This is a genomic window from Bradyrhizobium sp. AT1, from assembly GCF_001590795.1.
GTDB lineage: Bacteria > Pseudomonadota > Alphaproteobacteria > Rhizobiales > Xanthobacteraceae > Bradyrhizobium.
This window is the reverse complement of the sequence record NZ_JXDL01000001.1, coordinates 1,523,301-1,543,245: the sequence shown is the minus strand read 5'-3', so window position 1 is coordinate 1,543,245 and position 19,945 is coordinate 1,523,301. Positions and strand designations below refer to the sequence as shown.

The following is a 19,945-nucleotide window of genomic DNA, read 5'->3' as shown; positions in this document are numbered from 1 at the left end:
CCCGTCAGGTGGAATGGAGTTGAGGAGAGGGGGTGTGCGAGGCGGCATGCGCGCGCTCGATCGAGGTTGCGATCGCGGCTGCGGAAAGCCCGTGCTTCTTCAGCAGCGAATCCTGCGAGCCGTAATTGTGCATGAAGCGGTCCGGCAGCGACAGCCGCAGCATCGGCGGCAGGCCGGAGCCGAGCTTGTCGATCAGCGTCTCGGCGACCGCGCTGCCGAGGCCGCCGGAGGGCACGTGCTCCTCCAGCGTTGCCAGCAACTTGACGCCGCGGATGGCCTGCAGCAGCGCTTCGGTGTCGAGCGGCTTCACCGTATGCATGTGCAGGATGCCGGCGCGGATGCCTTGCGCAGCGAGCAGGTCGGCTGCGGCCAGCGCGCGCTGAAGCATGATGCCGGTGGTCACCATGAGGACGTCGCCGGGCGGCCGCATCAGGATGGCCTTGCCGATCTCGAAGCCGTGCTCGGCCTTGGAGACGACGGCGTCACCGCCCTTGCCGAGCCGGATGTAGATCGGTCCGGTCCAGTCGAGCGTCTTTTCCATCATGCGTGCGGCCTCGTCGGCATCGCACGGGCAGATCACCGTCATGTTCGGCAGCGCCCGCATGATGGCGATGTCCTCGATCGCCTGGTGGGTCGGGCCGAGCGGCGCGTAGACCAGCCCGCCGCCATTGGCGATCAGCCGCACCGGCAGATTGTGCAGACAGAGATCGACCGCCACCTGCTCGTAGCAGCGGCGGGTGAGGAAGGTCGCGATGGTGTTCACGTAAGGAACAAAACCCTCCATCGCGAGGCCGGCCGACATGCCGATGATGTGGGCTTCCGAAATGCCCTCGATCAGATGGCGCTTCGGAAACTCCTTGCTCATCGCACGCAGCGTGCCGGCGCCGGGATCGGAGCCGATGTAAAGCACACGCTCGTCGCGCGCGGCGAGCTTGTGGACCATGTTCATGGCGGTGTTGCGCATGGGGAGCCGATCAAAAATCGCCGACGGCGACGCGGATGGCGTCGAGCTCGCTGTCGGACAGCTTGTTCTTGTGATGCCAGTCGGCGTTGGATTCTGCGGGCGGCAGACCCTTGCCCTTGACGGTATGGCAGATGATGGCAGTCGGTTTGCCGGCAACGGCCGGGACCTGCTTCAGGACGGTGCGCAGCGCGCCGACGTCGTGGCCGTTGACCTCCTGCACGGCGAAGCCGAAGCTGCGCCACTTGTCCGCGAGCGGCTCCAGCGGCAGCACGTAGTCGGTGGGCCCGTAGCTCTGCAGCTTGTTGTAGTCGATCATGGCGACCAGATTATCGAGGCCGTGCTTGGCCGCGCCCATCGCAGCTTCCCACACCGATCCCTCGTTGATCTCGCCGTCGCCGAGCAGGACGAAGGTGCGGTAGCTGCGCTCGTGCATGCGGGCGGCCAGCGCGAGGCCGACGCCGATCGACAGGCCGTGTCCGAGCGCGCCGGTCGAGGCCTCGACCCCCGGCACCATGCCGTATTCGGGATGTCCGCCCAAAATACTGTCGGAGCCGCAGAAGCCGTCCAGCTCCGAGAGCGGGAAGAAGCCGCGGTCGGCCAGCAGCGCATAGAGCGCCAGACAGCCGTGTCCCTTGCTGAGAATGGCGCGGTCGCGATTCGGATCGCGCGGATTTTTCGGATCGATCCGCAGCACGTCGTCGTAGAGCACGCGGACCATCTCGATCAGCGACAAGGCTGGACCGACATGGCCGCGTCCGGCCGAACGGACAGAACCGAGGACCAGGCGGCGCAAATAGAGACTGCGCTCGTCCAGCGTGCAGGTGAGGGCGGCTTCAGCGTGGGGTGAGATCTGGATCACGTTGGCAAATCGTTTGATGGAGCCGGCGGGCTTTGTCGAGCTGGCCGGCAAGGCGGACCGTCAGATCGCCTCCTTGCGCAGCCAGGGCGCGCCGGGAGCGGCTTTCCGGCAAATAAGCATTCAGGACAATCAGGCACCAAATCGCCCCGAACACAGGATACAGTACGTCACGGCGGATCGCAAACGCGTCATCCCCAGCCTCGAAGGCGCGCGAGAGCCGTTCGATCAACCGGTTCGCGCTGGCCTCGGGCAGATCGCTGCCCGGGTGAATCGCGGTGTCGGACACCAGCTTGACCGGATCGTCCCAGCCGAAATATTCGAAGTCGATGAAGCGCAGCCGGCCGTCTTCGGCGCGCAACGCGTTGTGCAATCCGAAATCCGACGGGCTCAATGCGCGATGCGCGGGCAAAAGGTCCGCGCCGGGGTCCCGGCCCAGTTCCGCATAGCGCTGGCGGAGCCGCCGGATGGCGGTGGCGGTGCTCGGAACCAGGCTGTTGTCGATGAACGCACGCAGCTCCGGATGATCGGACGAGGCCTGCCGCAGTCCGTCGAGGCGCTGCTGGTATTGGGCCACGGCTTCTTCGGGCGAAAAGATGCTGGCAGAGGCGTTCCGCAGACCCCGCGCACCTTCCGCGTCGCGCAGCTTCTGCAATTCGATCAGGAAATCGGCGAGCTGCTCGGCATCGTCCTGCTGGGGACGCAGCACCGCCGCTTCACCGTCGAACCATTGATACAGCGCGCAGAACGAGTCCGCGTCCTTTGCGACCGGGCGCGGCGTCAACATGATGCCGTGGCGCGACAGAAACGACAGCGCGTCATACTCCTGTCCCAGGCGATCGCGCCCGTCGGACGGATATTGCTTGAGGGCGAGGGGCGGACCCTGCGCCATCTCCAGCCGGAACACCCTGTTGTTGCCACCGGACCGCGCCGGGTGAGCGGCCGCGACCCGTGCCCCGGCGAGGCGGCTGCCGATCGAGACCGCTTCCTGCGCGCTCAGGTCCGGCTCGCTCATGGCGCGAACACTCCGCGGCTTATATCCGCCCAGGTCGCGATCGGTTCGCAATGCGCGGGATGAGGCGGCCGCGACTGCGTGAACAGGATCGATCGCGTTGCCTTCGGAAAATGCGGCTGCTCGAAGACGTCGACGAGATCGTCAATGAAGATATCGAGCTCGAGGCTCGCGAGCCGCTCGACCTTGGCCGCCAGCGTGTCCTCGAAATAGACGTTGTCCGCCGCCAGCGCCGCGTCGGCTGCGTCGATCAGCCCTTCGTCCTTGAGCCAGCCGCGCGCGGCCTCGCGCAAGTCGACGCGATCAGGATCCTGGTGGCCGAACCGGGTCTTGTGGCTGACGATGAAGACGCTCGCGCCGGCTTTGCGGCAGCTTGCGAGAAACTCGCGGACGCCGGGATAGATCTCGGCGCCGCCGATGCCCTTGCCGTAGACGTAGCCTTGCAACCCTTGCCAGGCCAGCTCGCCGCCGGCGCGGGATCGCAAGAAATCCCGCACCTCGGTCTTCAGCCCCGTCCAGCCCTCGGGCACCAGGCCACGCTGGCGCGCGGCGGCGGCAAAGACCTTGTCGTAGCAGATGATCGTGTTGTCGAAATCGATGCCGATCCGCACGCCGCTCACTTCAGGCTGATGTTCTGCATCATCTTGATGTTGAAGTACCGGGGATCGTTCAGCGAGTTCGGCAGGCGGCCGCCCCTGAAGGCGTCGACGAGTCCGGACACGGCCTGCTCGATGGTGTGGGTCGGCGCAAACCCGAGCTCGCGGCGGATCTTCTCCGAGGAGACGTGGTAGGAGCGCAGATCATCGGTCGGCTCGACGGCCACCTCGACGTTGTTTCCGACCACCGACTTGACGATGTCGGCGATCTTCATCAGCGAGTGGTTCTCGTAGCCGATATTGTAGGTCTTGCCGTCGATCTTGGCGTCGTCCTGCTGCAGCAGGAACAGATAGGCCGCCGACATGTCCTGGATGTGCAGATTGGGCCGCTTCTGCGTCCCGCCGAACACGCGGATGCGGCCGGTGTTGACCGCAAGGTTGGTCAGGATGTTGACGACGACGTCGAGCCGCTGCCGGGGAGCGTAGCCGCAGACGGTGGCGGGACGAACCGTGCAGGTGACGAAGCCGGACGCGGCTTCTTCAGCGAGGTCGGTCTCGCACATCGCCTTGAACTTGGAGTAGTCCGTGAGCGGCTCGCAGGACAGCTCCTCCGTCACCTCGGCCTCGTCCTTGATGCCGTAGACGCTGGAGGAGGAGGCATAGATGAAGCGCTTGATGCCGGCTTTCTTGGCGGCGCGCACCATCGGACGGAAGCAGTCGTAGTTGATGGACTTGCCGAGCCCCGGATCCAGCTCGAACGAGGGGTCGTTGGAGATGCAGGCGAGGTGGATCACCGCGTTGTTGCCGCGCAGGGCCTCGTTGATCGCGGCCTCATCGCGGATGTCGCCCTTGATCAGGCGCAGGTTCGGATTGTCGCGAACCGCGTTGAAGACGTCCTCGCCGTACATGAAGAGGTCGAGCACGGTGACCTTGTGGCCCGCCGCCAGCAACTGGGGAACCAGCACGCTGCCGACATAGCCGGCGCCACCGGTGACCATCACGTTCCATTTCTGATCAATCACTGTCGTTCTCCAGATTTTTCGATCGCGCTACTTCAACAACGCGGTGACAAACTTGACCAGCGGCGCCTTCTCGACCGAGCTGCGGTGACCGACGATGCCGACCTTGATCGCGCCCGCCGCGTTGCCGATGAAGGCGACGTCTTCGATATTGCCGCCGGCTGCGACCAGCGGTGCCGTAATCGTCAGGAAGGCATCGCCGGCGCCGACCGTGTCGACCACGGTCTTGGTGAAAGCGGGCACGCGCGCGACGCCGGTCTTCGACGAGAAGGGGTAGCAGCCGAACGAGCCGTGCGTGATGATCATGTTGTCGCAATCGATCTTGCGGTGCAGGCCGTCCTCGATCACCGACGCGATGTCGTTGAACTTGTCCGTCGCAGCCAGGCGCGCTTCCGGCGCGTCGATGCAGACGTAGTCGGCCTTCGGATACTTCGTGATCAGATTGTAGCCGTGGTTGCCGCTGTTGCTCTGGGCGTTGACGGCCAGGAACTTGGAGTTCTCGATCAACGTGTCGATCGTGCTGGATGCGATCATGCCGTGACCGAAATCGGTGACGATGACGACGTCCGCGCTGCGCACGCGTTCCGCGGTGACCTTGTCGATCTCCTTGCGCGCGGTCTCGTCCAGCGGCGTGTCGTCCATCGTGTAGACTTCGAACAGCTTGTGCAGATAGCCCATCTCGACGTAGCGCAATTTGCGCGTCGTCGGCCGGCCCTGAATGCGGATCGGCGTGAGCTTGACGTTCGGACGGACGTGCGCGCGAATGAACTCTTCGGGGTAGTCGTTGCCGCCCAGCGTCGTGACGATCTCGACCGACTTGCAGAAGCTCGCCACGTGATTGGCCGCGGCAATGACGCCGCCGGCAAATTGCTCGCCGTTCTTGAACAGCGTGGCGACGATGTTCTCCTTGGAAGCCTTCCCGAGCGCGGTGACGTATTGGTATTCGTCGATGATGGTATCGCCGACCAGGACGACGTGCATGTCCTGGATCTTGTCGATCAGCTTCAGCAGGCGTTCGGCGCCGCCGCCTTCGCGCACCTTCTGCAGGTAGTCGCGCAGGGGCGGATCGTAGATGTCGAAGTAGCGGTTCAGCAGCGAGGACGAAGAGAACGTCACGTCGCGCGTGAAGACGACTCGTCCGCCGTGACGTTCGACGGCGTCGCGCTCGACGGCGATCTTGCCGGTGACGTCGTCCTCGGGGTTTTCGTAGTCCGAGCCCTTGACGTAGATGTCGGGCCGCACGGTATCGAGGACCGGCTCGGCGCTGGAGGTCTGGTTGATGCCGACCCAATCGACCGTGCCGAGCGCAGCCAGCATCTCGGCGCGCATGTTCTCCGGGAAGATCGGCCGACCCGGGCCCTTGTTGACGAAACGGTCGGCGGTGATGGTCACGATGACCACGTCGGCCTCGTTGCGCGCCGCCAGGATGTGCCGGACGTGGCCCAGATGCACCAGATCGAACACGCCGTGGCAGAGCGCGACGGTCAGGCCCTTCGCCTGCGCGGCGCGCGCAACCTCGCCGAGCTGTTCGATCGTCTTGATCTTGTCGTGCGGTGCCGGATGGACGGCCGGCTTGTCTGTCGGAGCATTACCCATGTGAATTACCCAAAGCGCCGGTAGGTCTCAAATGGCCGCCCGGAAATGATCGAATCGCGGCAACGATATCCCGCGAACCTGTTCAAGAGCTTGCCTTCGGCGCGCCCTTGTCGTCACCGAGATATTTGAACCAGTCCTTGGTGGCGTCGGCGATCTTGTCGACCGTCCACAGCGGCGCGTCCTTGTACTGATCCATCGATTTCAGCATCGTCGCAACGCCGTCCTCGAATTTCACCTTCGGCGTCCAGTTCAGGACCCGCTTGATCTCAGTGATGTCGGCGTAGGTGCAGTCGGGCTCGCCCGGACGTTTGGGAATGTGGACCTTTTCGCCGCCGAGAAGCTCGACCAGCCGGTTGACGCTGTAGGTGTTGTCCGAGCCGACGTTGAGTACCCGGTGCGAGACGTCGGAGCGCGCGGCGGTCACGAAGGCGTCCGCGACGTCGCTGACGAAAGTGAAGTCGCGTGTCTGTTCGCCGTCGCCGACCACAGTGAACGGCTTGCCGGCGAGCTTCTGCGCCATGAACACGCCGAACACGGCACCGTAGGTGCCGGTGGTGCGATGGCGCGGCCCGTAGACGTTGAACAGGCGCAGCGCGACCGCGGGCAGCTTGTAGACCTGGCACCAGTGCATGACGCACTGCTCGCCGAGATTTTTGGTAAGCGCGTAGGGATACATCGGCCGGATCTCGGCGCTCTCCGGTGTCGGGTAGACGTCGGGAATGCCGTAGCAGGACGACGATGCGGCGTAGACGAAGCGCTTGGCGCCCGCGTGCCGTGCCGCCTCGAGCACGTTGACCGTGCCGTCGACATTGGCGCGATGATACGGGATCGGCGACTCGATCGAGGGAACGATGTCGGCGAGCGCCGCGAGGTGGAAGACCCAGTCGATACCGTGGAAATACGGTTTGATCGATTCGAGGTCGGTGACGTCAGCCCGGGCGACTTTCAGCTGGCTCGAACTGGCGCGCGAGGCGAGATTTTCGGGGCGGCCGATCACAAAATTATCGAGCGCGACGACTTCGTGGCCATCGTCTAGGAGCCGATCGACGAGGTGGCTTCCGATGAATCCTGCGCCACCAGTAACAATGCATTTCATGGGGAACATCCGTGACGCGAATGCCCAGCGAAACAGGCCCGCCAATGTTAAGTGAAACCCGAAAGCCGACTATCAGCCGCTCGCCGACTTTGCAAGTATTATACCTTTGCAATCCTTGGTAATAGCCGGTATCACCCGGACATGTTGCAATCGAGCCGCCAGCCCATGCCCGCCGTGTCCGTCGATCCCGATCACAAGGCTTTCCTCGACGATTACGTGGGGCGCCTCCATCGCGCGACGGCGGTCGACGAGCGCGTTTTCGCCTCCATCTCCGGCACCCGCGCCATCTGGCTGCGCGTGCGCGAGCAGGGCGGCCGCGTCATCTTCATCGGCAACGGCGGCTCCGCCGGCATCGCCTCGCATCTGGCGATCGATCTTTCGAAGAACGCATCGGTGCCTGCGCTCTGCTTCAGCGACGCGAGCATGATGTCGTGCCTCGCCAACGACTACGGGTTCGAGGATTGGATCGCGCATGCCGTGCGGCTCAACGCCCGTGCCGGCGACTGCCTCGTCGCGATCAGCTCGTCGGGACGCTCGAAGAACATCCTCAACGCGGTCGCGCAGGCGCGGTCGATGAAGCTCGACGTGATCACGCTGTCGGGGATGAATGCGGACAATCCGTTGCGCAATCTCGGCGACGTCAATTTCTTCGTCGACAGCCGCAGCTACAACATCGTCGAGACCACGCACCAGTTCTGGATGATGGCCGCGATCGACCTCGTCATCGGTCGCGCGGAATATCCGGCATCTTGAGGCAGGGCATCCGATGCAGTCGCGGTTCAAACAGGCGGCCCTGTTTTCGGTAAAGCTGCTGCTGTCGATCGCGGTGCTGGTCTACATCGCGCGCGGTCTCGACCTGCAGCAATTGCGCAATCATCTCGTCTCGGTCGATCCTTTCCTGTTCGTCCTCGCGCTGGCGCTGATCTTCTTCCAGACCTTCGTACTCAACGGTCGGTGGGAGCTGATCATGCGCGCGCTCGGCGTGTCGCTGGATTGGCTCGCGGGCTGGCGCATCCTCATGATCAGCCTCTGGTTCAATCAGGTGTTGCCGTCGTCGGTCGGCGGGGACGCGGTGCGGATGTGGCTGCTGCGCCAGCGGGGCGTGCAATGGCCGGAGGCGGTCAAGGGCGTTGCGGCCGACCGTTTTACGGCGTTGATCGGGTTGATCGTGCTGATGGTGGCCGGATTGCCGTTGCTGCTGTCACGCGTGTCCAACCAGGCGGCGATCCTGGCCATCGGCGGGCTGACGCTGGCAGGCGTCGCCGGCACCGTGGTGCTGCTGACGCTCGATCGTTTGCCGAAGCGCCTCATCGTGCATCCGGCGATCGCAAGCTTCGTCCGGTTCGGAACGCTGGTCAGGTTTCTGCTGCTGCAGTCCGAGCGCCGCGCCTTGTTGTTCGGATCGGCGCTCCTGATCCATCTCGTGACCGCGGCGGCCTGCTACGCCTTGGCGCGTGGTGTCGGAGCGCAGCTCTCGGTGCTGGACGCCGTCGTCCTGATTCCGCCGGTGGTGCTGTTGACGGCCGTCCCGATCTCGATCAGCGGCTGGGGCGTTCGCGAGGGGGCGATGGTCGCCTGCCTCGGTCTGGCGGGCGTGCCCTCCGAGGAAGCGCTGTCGGTTTCGCTGCTGCTGGGCGCCATCAGCGTGATCATAGGGCTCGTCGGCGGCGGGATCTGGCTGGCAAGTCCGGAGCGTGGCTCGTATTCCGCGGACAAGGCCGCCAAGGCGGCGGAGGAAGCGCCCAGCTACGACGGGCTGGGCAAGGAAGTCTCGAGCCACCCATGACCCGCTTCAGTACCCGCTTCAATCCATTGCTGCGGTTCTTGTCTTCACGGGGTGAGATTGCCTCACCCGCCTGCGCATCTCATTTTTCGGTTCCACGATGAAAAACCTGTTCTACGTCCGCCATACCTGCCGCCTCTGTCATTCGGACCAGCAAGAGCTGGTCGTTCCGATGGCAGGCATGCCCATCGGAACACCTAACTTCCAGGTCCCCGACGCCAGCGTCGACGATCCGGTGTTCCGGGCCGCGGTGCCGATGGCGCTGCATCTGTGCCGGGATTGCGGTCATCTCCAGATTCTCCATGTCGGTAATCCCGAGATTCAGTACCGCAACTACGTCTACACAACCTCGCTCTCGCTCGGCCTGCGCGAGCACTTCGCCGGCTATGCCAACGACGTCGTCAGCCGTTTCGGCATCGCGCCGGGCTCGCTGGTCGTCGAACTCGGCAGCAACGACGGATCGCTGCTCGGCTACTTCAAGGAGCGCGGCATGCGGGTCCTGGGTGTCGATCCCGCGGTCGATATCGCCAAGCGCGCGACCGAGGCGGGGATCGAGACCATCGGCGATTTCTTCACCGATGCGATCGGTCACCGCATCCTCAAGAGCCACGGCCCGGCGAGCGTCGTGATCGCCAACAACATGATCGCCAATGTCGATAATCTCGATCCGCTGGTGATCGGGGTTCGCGACGTGCTCGCGCCCGACGGGTTGTTCGTGTTCGAAACACAATACGGCGTCGACGTCACCGAGAAGAACCTGCTCGATACCGTCTATCACGAGCATCTGTCGTATTTTAACATCAAGCCGCTGATCCGTTTCTTTGCCCGGCTCGGCATGGAACTGATCGACGTCCAGCACATCTGGACCAAGGGTGGCTCGATCCGCGTGACCGTGCAGCGGGCCGGTGGCGCCAAGAAGCCGTCTGCCGAGGTCGCGCGCTTCGTCGCCGAGGAAGAACGCCTCGGCGTCGATCAGCCGGCCTATTACGCGCCTTACGTGAAGCGGATCGCCGCGATCCGCGACGAGCTGGTTGCGATGGCCGATGCCGCTCATGCGCGCGGGCAGCTCGTTGCCGGCTACGGTGTCTCGGTCGGCACCACGACGCTGCTGCCGCAGTTCGGCCTGGAGAGCAAAATCGACTTCCTGGTGGACGACGACCCCAAGAAGGCGAACGTGATGGCCGGCCCGGGTTACGACATCCCGATCCTGCCGCCCGCCGCCCTTTACGAGCGCAAGCCGGCCTTCGTGGTCGTGTTCGCCTGGCGCTATGTCGACCCGATCCGGGCCAAGCACGCCCGCTATTTCGCCGAAGGCGGAAAGTTCGTGGTGCCGCTGCCGGGCATTTCGATCGTCGACCGGGCGGACTGACGGCCGTCGAGGCGGGAAGGGGACGCGGCACCAGGCCGCCCCCTGCACCGGTGGATCATCAGGGCCGGTAAAGCCTTGATTCGCTTGGAATCTGCCGGAGCCTGGGGCGGATCCGGGGAGCCTGGCGGGCCCACCGCTACCTTGACCTTTGCTCTCATCCGCAGTAGATACCCCGCACTCGCAGCCGGCCCGTTAGACGCGGATCTCCGGCGCGGCTTTGAAATCCCCGAACAATCGAGCCCGGTTTCCGGCTCATCCTTCGCGACAGAGGGCTGGGCCAACGGCGGCTGTTCGGATCCCTGAAATTCATTCGCGTCTGTCGACGGACGTTGGACATCAAAACGATGGCAGTCAGCCCGTTCAAGTTCTTGCAGGAAGTGCGTTCGGAGACCGCCAAGGTCACCTGGCCGACCCGCCGTGAGACCACGATCACCACCATCATGGTGTTCGTCATGGTCGCCGTGGCCTCGATCTTCTTCTTCGCCGCCGACCAGATCATCCGCGTCCTCATCACCTTCCTTCTGGGCATTCACTGATGGCAACAGCAACCGCTCAACTGTCTGACAAGCGCTGGTACATCGTCCACGCCTATTCGAACTTCGAGAAGAAGGTCGCCGAATCGATCCGCGAGCAAGCCAAGCAGCGCGGGCTCGAGGAGCTGTTCGAGCTGGTGCTGGTTCCGACCGAGAAGGTCACGGAAGTGCGCCGCGGCCGCAAGATCGACGCCGAACGCAAGTTCTTCCCGGGCTACGTGCTGGTGAAGATGAAGCTGACCGACGAGGCGTTTCATCTGATCAAGAACACGCCGAAGGTCACGGGCTTCCTCGGTGCCGAAAACAAGCCGATGCCGATTTCGGAAGCCGAGGCGATGCGGATCCTGCACCAGGTGCAGGAGGGCGTGGAACGGCCGAAGGCGTCGGTGTCGTTCGAGATTGGCGAGAACGTGCGCGTGGCCGACGGCCCGTTCGCCTCGTTCTCGGGTGTGGTCGAGGAAATCGACGAGGCGCGCTCGCGCGTGAAGGTCGCGGTGTCGATCTTCGGCCGCGCCACGCCGGTCGAACTGGAATTCGGTCAGGTCGAGAAGGTCTGATCCGATGCTGTCATTGCCGGGCTTGACCCGGCAATCCATCTGCTTCGTAACAAAGCACTTTACGAAGCGGGATGGATGCCCGGGTCAAGTCCGGGCATGACGAGAGTGGAGGCGGCGACGTCTCTGAAGAGGCCGTGGGAGGGAGAGGGCGGTTGCCAGCCGCATCCGACCCAGACCACGAACCTGAAACCGCCGGCGCTGCCGGCACAACAGGAGTGATACATGGCAAAGAAAGTGACCGGATACCTGAAGCTTCAGGTCCCGGCCGGTGCGGCGAATCCTTCGCCCCCGATCGGTCCCGCGCTCGGTCAGCGCGGTCTCAACATCATGGAATTCTGCAAGGCGTTCAACGCGCAGACCCAGAAGGAAGAGAAGAACACCCCGATTCCCGTCGTGATCACGATCTACGCCGATCGTTCGTTCACGTTCGAGATGAAGACCCCCCCGATGTCGTTCTTCCTCAAGCAGGCTGCCAAGATCCAGTCCGGCTCGAAGGCGCCGGGCCGTGACAAGGCCGGCAAGGTGACCAAGGCGCAGGTGCGCGAGATCGCCGAGAAGAAGATGAAGGATCTCAATTGCGACTCGATCGAATCGGCCATGAAGATGGTCGAGGGCTCTGCCCGTTCGATGGGTCTGGAAGTGGCGGGGTAAGCGGCTATGGCAATCGGAAAGCGTTTGAACAAAGCCCGCGAAGGTGTTGACCGCGAGAAGCTTTATCCGCTCGCGGACGCCATCAAGATGGTCAAGGAACGCGCGAAAGCGAAGTTCGACGAGACCATCGAGGTCGCCATCAATCTCGGCGTCGATCCGCGTCACGCCGACCAGATGGTCCGTGGTGTCGTGACCCTGCCGAACGGCACCGGTCGTACGCTCCGCGTCGGCGTGTTCGCCCGCGGCGCCAAGGCCGATGAAGCCAAGGCTGCGGGTGCCGACGTCGTCGGCGCCGAAGACCTGGTCGAGAAGGTCCAGAACGGCTCGATCGATTTCGACCGCTGCATCGCCACCCCCGACATGATGCCGCTGGTCGGTCGTCTCGGTAAGGTGCTCGGCCCGCGCGGCCTGATGCCGAACCCGAAGATCGGCACCGTGACCATGGACGTCACCGGTGCGGTGAAGGGTGCCAAGGGCGGCTCGGTCGAGTTCCGCGTCGAGAAGGCCGGCATCCTGCAGGCCGGCGTCGGCAAGGCCTCGTTCTCCGAGGAGAAGCTGGTCGAGAACATCAAGGCTCTGGCCGATGCCGTCTCGAAGGCGAAGCCGGCCGGTTCCAAGGGCACCTACATCCAGCGCGTTGCGGTGTCCTCGACGATGGGCCCGGGCGTAAAGGTCGAGCCGGGCACCATCCTCGGCTAAGGTCTCGAAATTGCATGAGGCGAGGGGCGGAATCGGGTGACCGATTCCGCCCCTCGTCGTTTGTGAAGGCATTCACCGGAAACAAGAACAATGGCTGACAAGGTCCTGATCTATTCGCGCTTTCCCAAGACGATGATGGCGCGTTTCGCCGAGCGGTTCGAATTGCTCGACACCGGCGGCAAGCCCGCGGGGGAGGTTTTTCCGGCCGAAGAACTCGCCGGCATCCGCGCGCTGCTGACCGCCGGCGGTTCGCCGCTCGGCGCGGAGGCGATGGACCTTTTTCCAAAACTCGGCGCCATCGTCTGCTACGGCACCGGCTATGACGGCGTCGATCTGAAGGCTGCGGCAGCGCGCAACATCGCGGTCGGCCACAGTCCGGGCGCCAATGCGGCGTCGGTCGCCGACATCGCGATGACCCTGATGCTGGCGACGACACGGCGGATCCTGGCGGCCGATCAATATGTCCGCAGCGGCGATTGGGCCGCCTCGAAGCAATCGCCGATGATGCGACCCCAGGCCGGCATGCCCGGCCGCCGCATCGGCGTCTACGGCATGGGCGAGATCGGCCGCAAGATCGCAGCGCGCTGCGCCGCCTTCGAGAGCGAAATCGGCTATTTCAGCCGCAGCAAATACGATCTGCCCTATCAATATTTCCCGACCCTGGAGGCGCTGGCCGATTGGTGCAGCGTGCTGATGATTGCGGTGCGGGCAGGGGCCGAGACCCAGCATGCCGTCAATGCCGACATCCTGAGGCGTCTCGGCGTCGACGGCTATGTCGTCAACATTTCGCGGGGCTCGGTGATTGATGAGAAGGCTCTCGTAGCGGCCCTCTCCGACAAGACCATCGCCGGCGCTGGCCTCGACGTATTCGAGAAGGAACCGCACGCTCCCGACGCGCTGACGGCGCTGCCGAACGTGGTGTTCGCCCCGCATATCGGCGGTCACACCCTCGAATCGCACGTCGCCATGCAGGCTTGCGTGCTGGCGAACCTGACGGCGTTCTTCGCGGGCAAGCCGCTGCCTCATGAAGTCAAATTGGCCTGAATCAGTCCTTGTCGGCCCGGCTCAAGCCCGGCCGGCAAGGGATTGGAACTGGTGTGAATTTTGCTCTTGGCAAGCAGGGCCGGAGCGGTTAAAGAACCGCATCCGGACGTGCCGGCCTCGGCTGGCGCGTTCGTGCACGCATTCCAAAACCCGACACGACAGGAGATCATTCCTTTTCAGGACGTCCGTGAGGATTTGCCCGAAAAGGAAGGAAAACCCGTCGGTTGGCGGAATGTGGGCAGGGGTCGGGCGGTTCGCCGGCTGACCTCGTCCTGTCCAAGACTGCAGGCGCCCGCGGGGAATTTCGATTTCTCAACGGCTTAATCGCATGGCCTGCATAGACGGGTGAAGACCGGATTTCACTTCGCATCCAGCTTTAACGGCTGGCTTCGCGAAACGGGTCTGGTTCGGACCTCGACACGCCGTGGGCCCTAGGGCTCCCGGAGGGCAGGCTTTGAATCGTCGTTTTGCCCGGCGTGTCCTCAGGCTATTGCCCCGAGGTTCAGGTTTGGGTGGGACGATGGGTGCAACCCGGCGGTCCCGCTTTCGCGTTGACCGCCAACCGGAAAGAGCTTGCTGTGGAACGAGCGGCAAAAAAGGACGCGGTCGAACAGCTCAATGGGGTCTTCAAGACCACGAGCGTCGCGATCGTTGCCCAATATTCCGGCCTGACCGTTGCCCAGATGCAGAAGCTGCGGATGCAGATGAAGCAGGCTGGCGCCTCGGTAAAGGTCTCGAAGAACCGTCTCGCCAAAATTGCTCTTGAAGGCACTGACGTCGTTGCCATCGGTCCCATGCTGAAGGGACCGACCGTGATCGCCACTTCGAACGATCCGGTAGCGGCGCCAAAGGTCGCCGTCGAATTCGCCAAGGCGAACGAAAAGTTCGTCATCATTGGCGGCTCGATGGGAAAGACCGTCCTGAATGTCGACAGCGTGAAGGCCCTTGCCTCACTGCCGTCGCTTGATGAACTGCGCGGCAAGATCGTCGGCCTGCTTGTGGCCCCGGCGACCAAGCTCGCTCAGCTCGCCAATGCGCCCGCGGGCAAGCTCGCGCGCGTCATCCAGGCTCATGCCTCAAAGGGCGAAGCGGCCTGACGCCCTTCGCAAAACTCAAACCCGAACCAGACTTACATCTAAGGAAACTGAACAATGGCTGACTTGCAGAAGATCGTTGACGACCTCTCGAGCCTCACCGTGCTCGAAGCTGCTGAACTCGCGAAGCTCCTCGAAGAGAAGTGGGGCGTTTCGGCTGCCGCGGCCGTCGCCGTGGCCGGTCCGGCTGGTGGTGGCGCTGCCGCCGCTCCGGCTGAAGAGAAGACCGAGTTCACGGTTGTCCTGGCCTCGGCTGGCGACAAGAAGATCGAGGTCATCAAGGAAGTCCGCGCCATCACCGGCCTGGGCCTGAAGGAAGCAAAGGACCTCGTCGAGGGCGCGCCGAAGCCTGTCAAGGAAGGCGTGAACAAGGACGAAGCCGAGAAGATCAAGGTCCAGCTCGAGAAGGCTGGCGCCAAGGTCGAGCTCAAGTAAGCATCGCTTATTGACGAGATCCCGGGCGCGCATCGAGCGAAGCCCGGGATCTTGGTCCATACCTCGAAGGGTGGACCGGATGCAAAAGGCGTGCGACGGAACGTCCCGGCGCAGGTCGAACACGAAAAAGTGTGGGGATTGGAGGGTTTACCCCTCGAATCTGCACTATTGTCGCCCCATATCGGGTCGGCAGCACGAAAGCGCGGTGGGCAGGGATGCCGGATTTCCCTGTAAGCCGTTGGGAGAGCAAGCTATTTCGGGCTTTTGCAGTCCGTGAAAACGATCGTTGTGACGGGCGGGCGTGCCTATGCGCCCCGCGCGTCGTTTTGCGTTTTGAAGGTCTGAAGAACAGATTCAGGACATTCCCACCTGAAACTGAGTCTCCGGCCCCCAAAGCGGGTTCGAAAAATTCAACCCGGGGAGCGGCGGCAGCTGCGTCCCGGACGGTTCGCCCGGAGCGGGCGACGAAAATGAGAGGCCACGATGGCGCAGCAGACATTCACCGGTCGCAAACGCGTTCGCAAGTTCTTCGGACACATCAAGGAAGTGGCGGAGATGCCGAACCTCATCGAGGTTCAGAAGGCGTCCTACGACCAGTTCCTGATGGTCGATGAACCCCAGGGTGGCCGTCTCGACGAGGGTCTGCAGGCGGTGTTCCGCTCGGTGTTTCCGATCTCCGACTTCTCGGGCACCTCGATGCTGGAATTCGTCCGCTACGAGTTCGAGCAGCCGAAATACGACGTCGACGAGTGCCGCCAGCGCGGCATGACCTTCGCGGCTCCCCTCAAGGTGACGCTGCGCCTCATCGTGTTCGATATCGACGAGGAAACCGGCGCGAAGTCGGTCAAGGACATCAAGGAGCAGGACGTCTACATGGGCGACATCCCGCTCATGACGATGAATGGCACCTTCATCGTCAACGGCACCGAGCGCGTCATCGTCTCGCAGATGCACCGCTCGCCCGGCGTGTTCTTCGACCATGACAAGGGCAAGACCCATTCCTCGGGCAAGCTGCTGTTCGCCGCCCGCGTGATCCCGTATCGCGGCTCCTGGCTCGACATCGAGTTCGACGCCAAGGACATCGTCTATGCGCGTATCGACCGTCGCCGCAAGATTCCGGTGACGTCGCTGATGTTCGCCCTCGGCCTCGACGGCGAGGCGATCCTGTCCACGTTCTACAAGAAGATTCTCTACAAGCGGACCAAGGAAGGCTGGCGCGTTCCGTTCGACGCCAATCGTTTCCGCGGCTACTCGACCGTCAACGATCTGATCGATGCCGACACCGGCAAGGTCGTGCTCGAGGCCGGCAAGAAGCTCACCGTCCGCGCCGCCCGCCAGCTCCAGGAGAAGGGGCTGAAGGCGCTGCGCCTGGCCGACGAGGAACTGGTCGGCAACTACATCGCCGAGGACCTCGTCAACCCGAAGACGGGCGAGATCCACGCCGAAGCCGGTGAGGAAATCACCGACAAGTCGATGAAGGTGCTCAACGAGCACGGCTACAAGGAACTGCCGCTGCTCGACATCGACCACGTCAATGTCGGTCCCTACATCCGCAACACGCTCTCGGCCGACAAGAACATGACGCGTGAAGACGCGCTGTTCGACATCTACCGCGTGATGCGTCCGGGCGAGCCGCCGACGCTGGATTCGGCGCAGGCCATGTTCCAGTCGCTGTTCTTCGACGCCGAACGCTACGACCTTTCCGCGGTCGGCCGCGTCAAGATGAACATGCGCCTCGACCTCGATGCGCCCGACACCCAGCGCACGCTGCGCAAGGAAGACATCCTCTCCGTCATCAAGACGCTGGTGGATTTGCGCGACGGCAAGGGCGAGATCGACGACATCGACCATCTCGGCAACCGCCGTGTGCGTTCGGTCGGCGAGCTCATGGAGAACCAGTACCGCATCGGCCTGCTGCGCATGGAGCGCGCGATCAAGGAGCGCATGTCCTCGGTCGACATCGACACGGTCATGCCGCAGGACCTGATCAACGCGAAGCCGGCGGCTGCCGCCGTGCGCGAGTTCTTCGGCTCCTCGCAGCTCTCGCAGTTCATGGACCAGACCAACCCGCTCTCGGAGATCACCCATAAGCGCCGTCTCTCGGCGCTTGGACCGGGCGGTCTGACCCGCGAGCGCGCCGGCTTCGAAGTCCGCGACGTGCATCCGACCCATTACGGCCGCATCTGCCCGATCGAGACGCCGGAAGGTCCGAATATCGGCCTGATCAACTCGCTCGCGACGTTCGCGCGCGTGAACAAGTACGGCTTCGTCGAGACGCCGTACCGCAAGGTCAAGGACGGCCGCGTCACCGACGAGGTCGTGTACCTCTCGGCGATGGAAGAGGGCCGCTACACGGTCGCGCAGGCCAACGTGCCGCTCGACCCGAAGGGCCGCTTCACCGAAGACCTCGTGGTCTGCCGTCACGCCGGCGAAGTCTTGCCGGTGACGCCGGACAAGGTCGACTACATGGACGTGTCGCCGAAGCAGCTCGTTTCGGTCGCCGCGGCGCTGATCCCGTTCCTCGAGAACGACGACGCCAACCGCGCGCTGATGGGCTCGAACATGCAGCGCCAGGCGGTGCCGCTGGTTCGCGCCGAGGCGCCGTTCGTCGGTACCGGCATGGAAGGCGTGGTCGCGCGTGACTCGGGTGCCGCGATCGCGGCGCGCCGTTCGGGCGTGATCGATCAGATCGACGCGACCCGCGTCGTCATCCGCGCCACGGAAGATCTCGATCCGACCAAGTCGGGCGTCGATATCTACCGTCTGATGAAGTACCAGCGCTCCAACCAGTCGACCTGCATCAACCAGCGTCCGCTGGTGAAGGTTGGCGACATCGTCAAGAAGGGCGACATCATCGCCGACGGTCCGTCGACCGATCTCGGCGAGCTCGCGCTCGGCCGGAACGTGCTCGTCGCGTTCATGCCGTGGAACGGTTACAACTTCGAAGACTCGATCCTGCTCTCCGAGCGGATCGTGAAGGAAGACGTCTTCACCTCGATCCACATCGAGGAGTTCGAGGTGATGGCCCGCGACACCAAGCTCGGCCCTGAGGAAATCACCCGCGACATTCCGAACGTCTCGGAAGAAGCGCTGAAGAACCTCGACGAAGCCGGTATCGTCTACATCGGTGCGGAAGTGCGCGCCGGCGACATCCTGGTCGGCAAGATCACGCCGAAGGGCGAGAGCCCGATGACGCCGGAAGAAAAGCTCCTGCGCGCCATCTTCGGCGAGAAGGCTTCCGACGTTCGCGACACCTCGCTGCGCGTTCCCCCGGGCGTGCAGGGCACGATCGTGGAAGTCCGCGTGTTCAACCGTCACGGCGTCGACAAGGACGAGCGTGCGCTGGCGATCGAGCGGGAAGAGATCGAACGTCTGGCCAAGGACCGCGACGACGAGCAGGCGATCCTGGACCGCAACGTCTACAACCGTCTTGCCGAGCTGCTCGAAGGGCGGCAGGGCATTGCCGGTCCCAAGGGCTTCAAGAAGGACACCAAGATCACCCGTGCGGTGCTCGAGGAGTACCCGAAGTCGCAGTGGTGGCTGTTCGCCTCGCCGAACGACAAGCTGATGGCCGAGATCGAGGCCATGCGGAAGCAGTACGACGAGTCGAAGAAGGGCCTCGAGCAGCGCTTCCTCGACAAGGTCGAGAAGCTTCAGCGCGGTGACGAATTGCCGCCCGGCGTGATGAAGATGGTCAAGGTCTTCGTCGCGGTGAAGCGCAAGATCCAGCCCGGCGACAAGATGGCCGGCCGCCACGGCAACAAGGGCGTGGTGTCGAAGATCGTGCCGATCGAGGACATGCCGTTCCTCGAAGACGGTACGCATGCCGACATCGTGCTCAATCCGCTCGGCGTGCCCTCGCGCATGAACGTCGGACAGATCCTCGAGACCCATCTCGGCTGGGCCTGCGCCGGCCTCGGCAAGCGTATCGGCCAGACGGTCGATGCGTATCTGTCGAAGCAGGACATCAAGCCGCTGAAGGAAACCTTGAAGAAGGTCTACGGCGAAGACGAGACGATCAAGTCGCTCAACGACAACGAGCTGATCGAGCTCGGCCATAACCTCAGCCGCGGCGTGCCGATCGCAACGCCCGTGTTCGACGGCGCCAAGGAAGCCGACATCGAGGAGATGCTGAAGCTTGCGGGTCTCGACGCTTCGGGCCAGTCGACCGTCTATGACGGCCGTACCGGCGACGCGTTCGATCGCAAGGTGACGGTGGGCTACATCTACATGCTCAAGCTGCACCATCTCGTCGACGACAAGATCCATGCGCGTTCGATCGGTCCGTACTCGCTCGTGACCCAGCAGCCGCTGGGTGGCAAGGCGCAGTTCGGCGGCCAGCGCTTCGGCGAAATGGAGGTGTGGGCGCTCGAGGCTTACGGCGCGGCGTACACGCTCCAGGAAATGCTGACGGTGAAGTCGGACGACGTCGCCGGCCGCACCAAGGTGTACGAGGCGATCGTGCGCGGCGACGACACGTTCGAGGCCGGTATTCCGGAATCGTTCAACGTGCTGGTCAAGGAAATGCGCTCGCTCGGCCTCAACGTCGACCTGCACAACTCCAAGGTTGGACCGGCGCCGACGTCGGAAGCGGCCGAGTAACGCGACCTTTCATGCCCGGCCTTCACGGCCGGGCATCGG

General features: G+C 63.7%; 18 protein-coding genes. 11 read left to right on the top strand and 7 right to left on the bottom strand.

The features are described from left to right. Positions 1 to 4: 4 nt before the first annotated feature. The 7 genes from SE92_RS07400 to SE92_RS07370 form a co-directional block, all read right to left on the bottom strand. Positions 5 to 964 (bottom strand): transketolase family protein, encoded by a 960-nt coding sequence (locus SE92_RS07400; RefSeq protein ID WP_063195110.1) that lies wholly within the window; start codon positions 962 to 964, stop codon positions 5 to 7. Positions 965 to 974: 10 nt separating this feature from the next. Beyond that, the gene (locus SE92_RS07395) at positions 975 to 1,823 is read right to left on the bottom strand and encodes a transketolase (RefSeq protein WP_084251768.1); all 849 of its coding nucleotides are present in this window, start codon (positions 1,821 to 1,823) and stop codon (positions 975 to 977) included. Then, positions 1,798 to 2,835 (bottom strand): phosphotransferase, encoded by a 1,038-nt coding sequence (locus SE92_RS07390; protein ID WP_063195109.1) that lies wholly within the window; start codon positions 2,833 to 2,835, stop codon positions 1,798 to 1,800. The genes SE92_RS07395 and SE92_RS07390 overlap by 26 nt, the downstream gene beginning before the upstream one ends. Next, positions 2,832 to 3,443 carry an HAD family hydrolase gene (locus tag SE92_RS07385; RefSeq protein ID WP_245324496.1) on the bottom strand — a complete coding sequence of 204 codons (612 nt, stop codon included), beginning with the start codon at positions 3,441 to 3,443 and terminating at the stop codon, positions 2,832 to 2,834. The genes SE92_RS07390 and SE92_RS07385 overlap by 4 nt, the downstream gene beginning before the upstream one ends. Positions 3,444 to 3,448: 5 nt before the next feature. After that, positions 3,449 to 4,450, bottom strand: a complete 1,002-nt coding sequence (locus SE92_RS07380; RefSeq protein ID WP_063195107.1) for an NAD-dependent epimerase/dehydratase family protein — start codon at positions 4,448 to 4,450, stop codon at positions 3,449 to 3,451. A 27-nt stretch (positions 4,451 to 4,477) separates the two neighbouring features. After that, positions 4,478 to 6,043: a PfkB family carbohydrate kinase gene (locus SE92_RS07375; protein WP_063195106.1), complete on the bottom strand. Its 1,566-nt coding sequence runs from the start codon at positions 6,041 to 6,043 to the stop codon at positions 4,478 to 4,480. 82 nt (positions 6,044 to 6,125) lie between these two features. After that, the gene (locus SE92_RS07370) at positions 6,126 to 7,139 is read right to left on the bottom strand and encodes an SDR family oxidoreductase (RefSeq protein ID WP_063203384.1); all 1,014 of its coding nucleotides are present in this window, start codon (positions 7,137 to 7,139) and stop codon (positions 6,126 to 6,128) included. A 165-nt stretch (positions 7,140 to 7,304) separates the two neighbouring features. Here SE92_RS07370 and SE92_RS07365 point away from each other — a divergent pair, with 165 nt between their 5' ends. The 11 genes from SE92_RS07365 to rpoB all read left to right on the top strand — a co-directional run bounded on the left by SE92_RS07365 (position 7,305) and on the right by rpoB (position 19,906). Further along, the gene (locus SE92_RS07365; protein ID WP_245324494.1) at positions 7,305 to 7,892 is read left to right on the top strand and encodes an SIS domain-containing protein; all 588 of its coding nucleotides are present in this window, start codon (positions 7,305 to 7,307) and stop codon (positions 7,890 to 7,892) included. 13 nt (positions 7,893 to 7,905) lie between these two features. Continuing rightward, on the top strand, positions 7,906 to 8,925 hold the full coding sequence (locus SE92_RS07360) for a lysylphosphatidylglycerol synthase transmembrane domain-containing protein (protein WP_063195104.1): 1,020 nt from the start codon (positions 7,906 to 7,908) through the stop codon (positions 8,923 to 8,925). A 97-nt stretch (positions 8,926 to 9,022) separates the two neighbouring features. After that, the gene (locus SE92_RS07355; RefSeq protein ID WP_063195103.1) at positions 9,023 to 10,291 is read left to right on the top strand and encodes a class I SAM-dependent methyltransferase; all 1,269 of its coding nucleotides are present in this window, start codon (positions 9,023 to 9,025) and stop codon (positions 10,289 to 10,291) included. A gap of 344 nt (positions 10,292 to 10,635) precedes the next feature. Continuing rightward, positions 10,636 to 10,827, top strand: a complete 192-nt coding sequence (secE, locus tag SE92_RS07350) for a preprotein translocase subunit SecE (protein ID WP_007602984.1) — start codon at positions 10,636 to 10,638, stop codon at positions 10,825 to 10,827. Next, complete coding sequence (gene nusG, locus SE92_RS07345; protein WP_007602985.1) at positions 10,827 to 11,381, top strand: transcription termination/antitermination protein NusG; 555 nt, start codon at positions 10,827 to 10,829, stop codon at positions 11,379 to 11,381. The genes secE and nusG overlap by 1 nt, the downstream gene beginning before the upstream one ends. 222 nt (positions 11,382 to 11,603) lie before the next feature. After that, positions 11,604 to 12,032, top strand: coding sequence for a 50S ribosomal protein L11 (rplK, locus tag SE92_RS07340; RefSeq protein ID WP_006611824.1), 429 nt, complete (start codon positions 11,604 to 11,606; stop codon positions 12,030 to 12,032). A 6-nt stretch (positions 12,033 to 12,038) separates the two neighbouring features. Continuing rightward, positions 12,039 to 12,731 (top strand): 50S ribosomal protein L1, encoded by a 693-nt coding sequence (gene rplA / locus SE92_RS07335; protein WP_014494487.1) that lies wholly within the window; start codon positions 12,039 to 12,041, stop codon positions 12,729 to 12,731. A gap of 90 nt (positions 12,732 to 12,821) precedes the next feature. Beyond that, positions 12,822 to 13,775: a 2-hydroxyacid dehydrogenase gene (locus SE92_RS07330; RefSeq protein ID WP_063195102.1), complete on the top strand. Its 954-nt coding sequence runs from the start codon at positions 12,822 to 12,824 to the stop codon at positions 13,773 to 13,775. A 578-nt stretch (positions 13,776 to 14,353) separates the two neighbouring features. Then, on the top strand, positions 14,354 to 14,872 hold the full coding sequence (gene rplJ / locus SE92_RS07325; RefSeq protein ID WP_063203383.1) for a 50S ribosomal protein L10: 519 nt from the start codon (positions 14,354 to 14,356) through the stop codon (positions 14,870 to 14,872). Positions 14,873 to 14,926: 54 nt separating this feature from the next. Further along, entirely contained in the window at positions 14,927 to 15,304 is a 378-nt protein-coding gene (gene rplL, locus SE92_RS07320) for a 50S ribosomal protein L7/L12 (RefSeq protein WP_008136432.1), read from the top strand. A 483-nt stretch (positions 15,305 to 15,787) separates the two neighbouring features. Continuing rightward, on the top strand, positions 15,788 to 19,906 hold the full coding sequence (gene rpoB / locus SE92_RS07315) for a DNA-directed RNA polymerase subunit beta (RefSeq protein ID WP_063195101.1): 4,119 nt from the start codon (positions 15,788 to 15,790) through the stop codon (positions 19,904 to 19,906). Positions 19,907 to 19,945: the final 39 nt, after the last annotated feature.

Excerpts from the sequence above, each read along its gene's own strand:
- secE (WP_007602984.1), top strand. The coding sequence starts at position 10,636 with ATGGCAGTCAGCCCGTTCAAGTTCTTGCAGGAAGTGCGTTCGGAGACC.
- SE92_RS07355 (WP_063195103.1), top strand. The coding sequence starts at position 9,023 with ATGAAAAACCTGTTCTACGTCCGCCATACCTGCCGCCTCTGTCATTCG.
- SE92_RS07390 (WP_063195109.1), bottom strand. The coding sequence starts at position 2,835 with ATGAGCGAGCCGGACCTGAGCGCGCAGGAAGCGGTCTCGATCGGCAGC.
- SE92_RS07370 (WP_063203384.1), bottom strand. The coding sequence starts at position 7,139 with ATGAAATGCATTGTTACTGGTGGCGCAGGATTCATCGGAAGCCACCTC.
- SE92_RS07365 (WP_245324494.1), top strand. The coding sequence starts at position 7,305 with ATGCCCGCCGTGTCCGTCGATCCCGATCACAAGGCTTTCCTCGACGAT.
- rpoB (WP_063195101.1), top strand. The coding sequence starts at position 15,788 with ATGGCGCAGCAGACATTCACCGGTCGCAAACGCGTTCGCAAGTTCTTC.
- nusG (WP_007602985.1), top strand. The coding sequence starts at position 10,827 with ATGGCAACAGCAACCGCTCAACTGTCTGACAAGCGCTGGTACATCGTC.
- SE92_RS07330 (WP_063195102.1), top strand. The coding sequence starts at position 12,822 with ATGGCTGACAAGGTCCTGATCTATTCGCGCTTTCCCAAGACGATGATG.
- SE92_RS07400 (WP_063195110.1), bottom strand. The coding sequence starts at position 964 with ATGCGCAACACCGCCATGAACATGGTCCACAAGCTCGCCGCGCGCGAC.
- SE92_RS07360 (WP_063195104.1), top strand. The coding sequence starts at position 7,906 with ATGCAGTCGCGGTTCAAACAGGCGGCCCTGTTTTCGGTAAAGCTGCTG.
- SE92_RS07375 (WP_063195106.1), bottom strand. The coding sequence starts at position 6,043 with ATGGGTAATGCTCCGACAGACAAGCCGGCCGTCCATCCGGCACCGCAC.
- rplA (WP_014494487.1), top strand. The coding sequence starts at position 12,039 with ATGGCAATCGGAAAGCGTTTGAACAAAGCCCGCGAAGGTGTTGACCGC.
- rplL (WP_008136432.1), top strand. The coding sequence starts at position 14,927 with ATGGCTGACTTGCAGAAGATCGTTGACGACCTCTCGAGCCTCACCGTG.
- rplK (WP_006611824.1), top strand. The coding sequence starts at position 11,604 with ATGGCAAAGAAAGTGACCGGATACCTGAAGCTTCAGGTCCCGGCCGGT.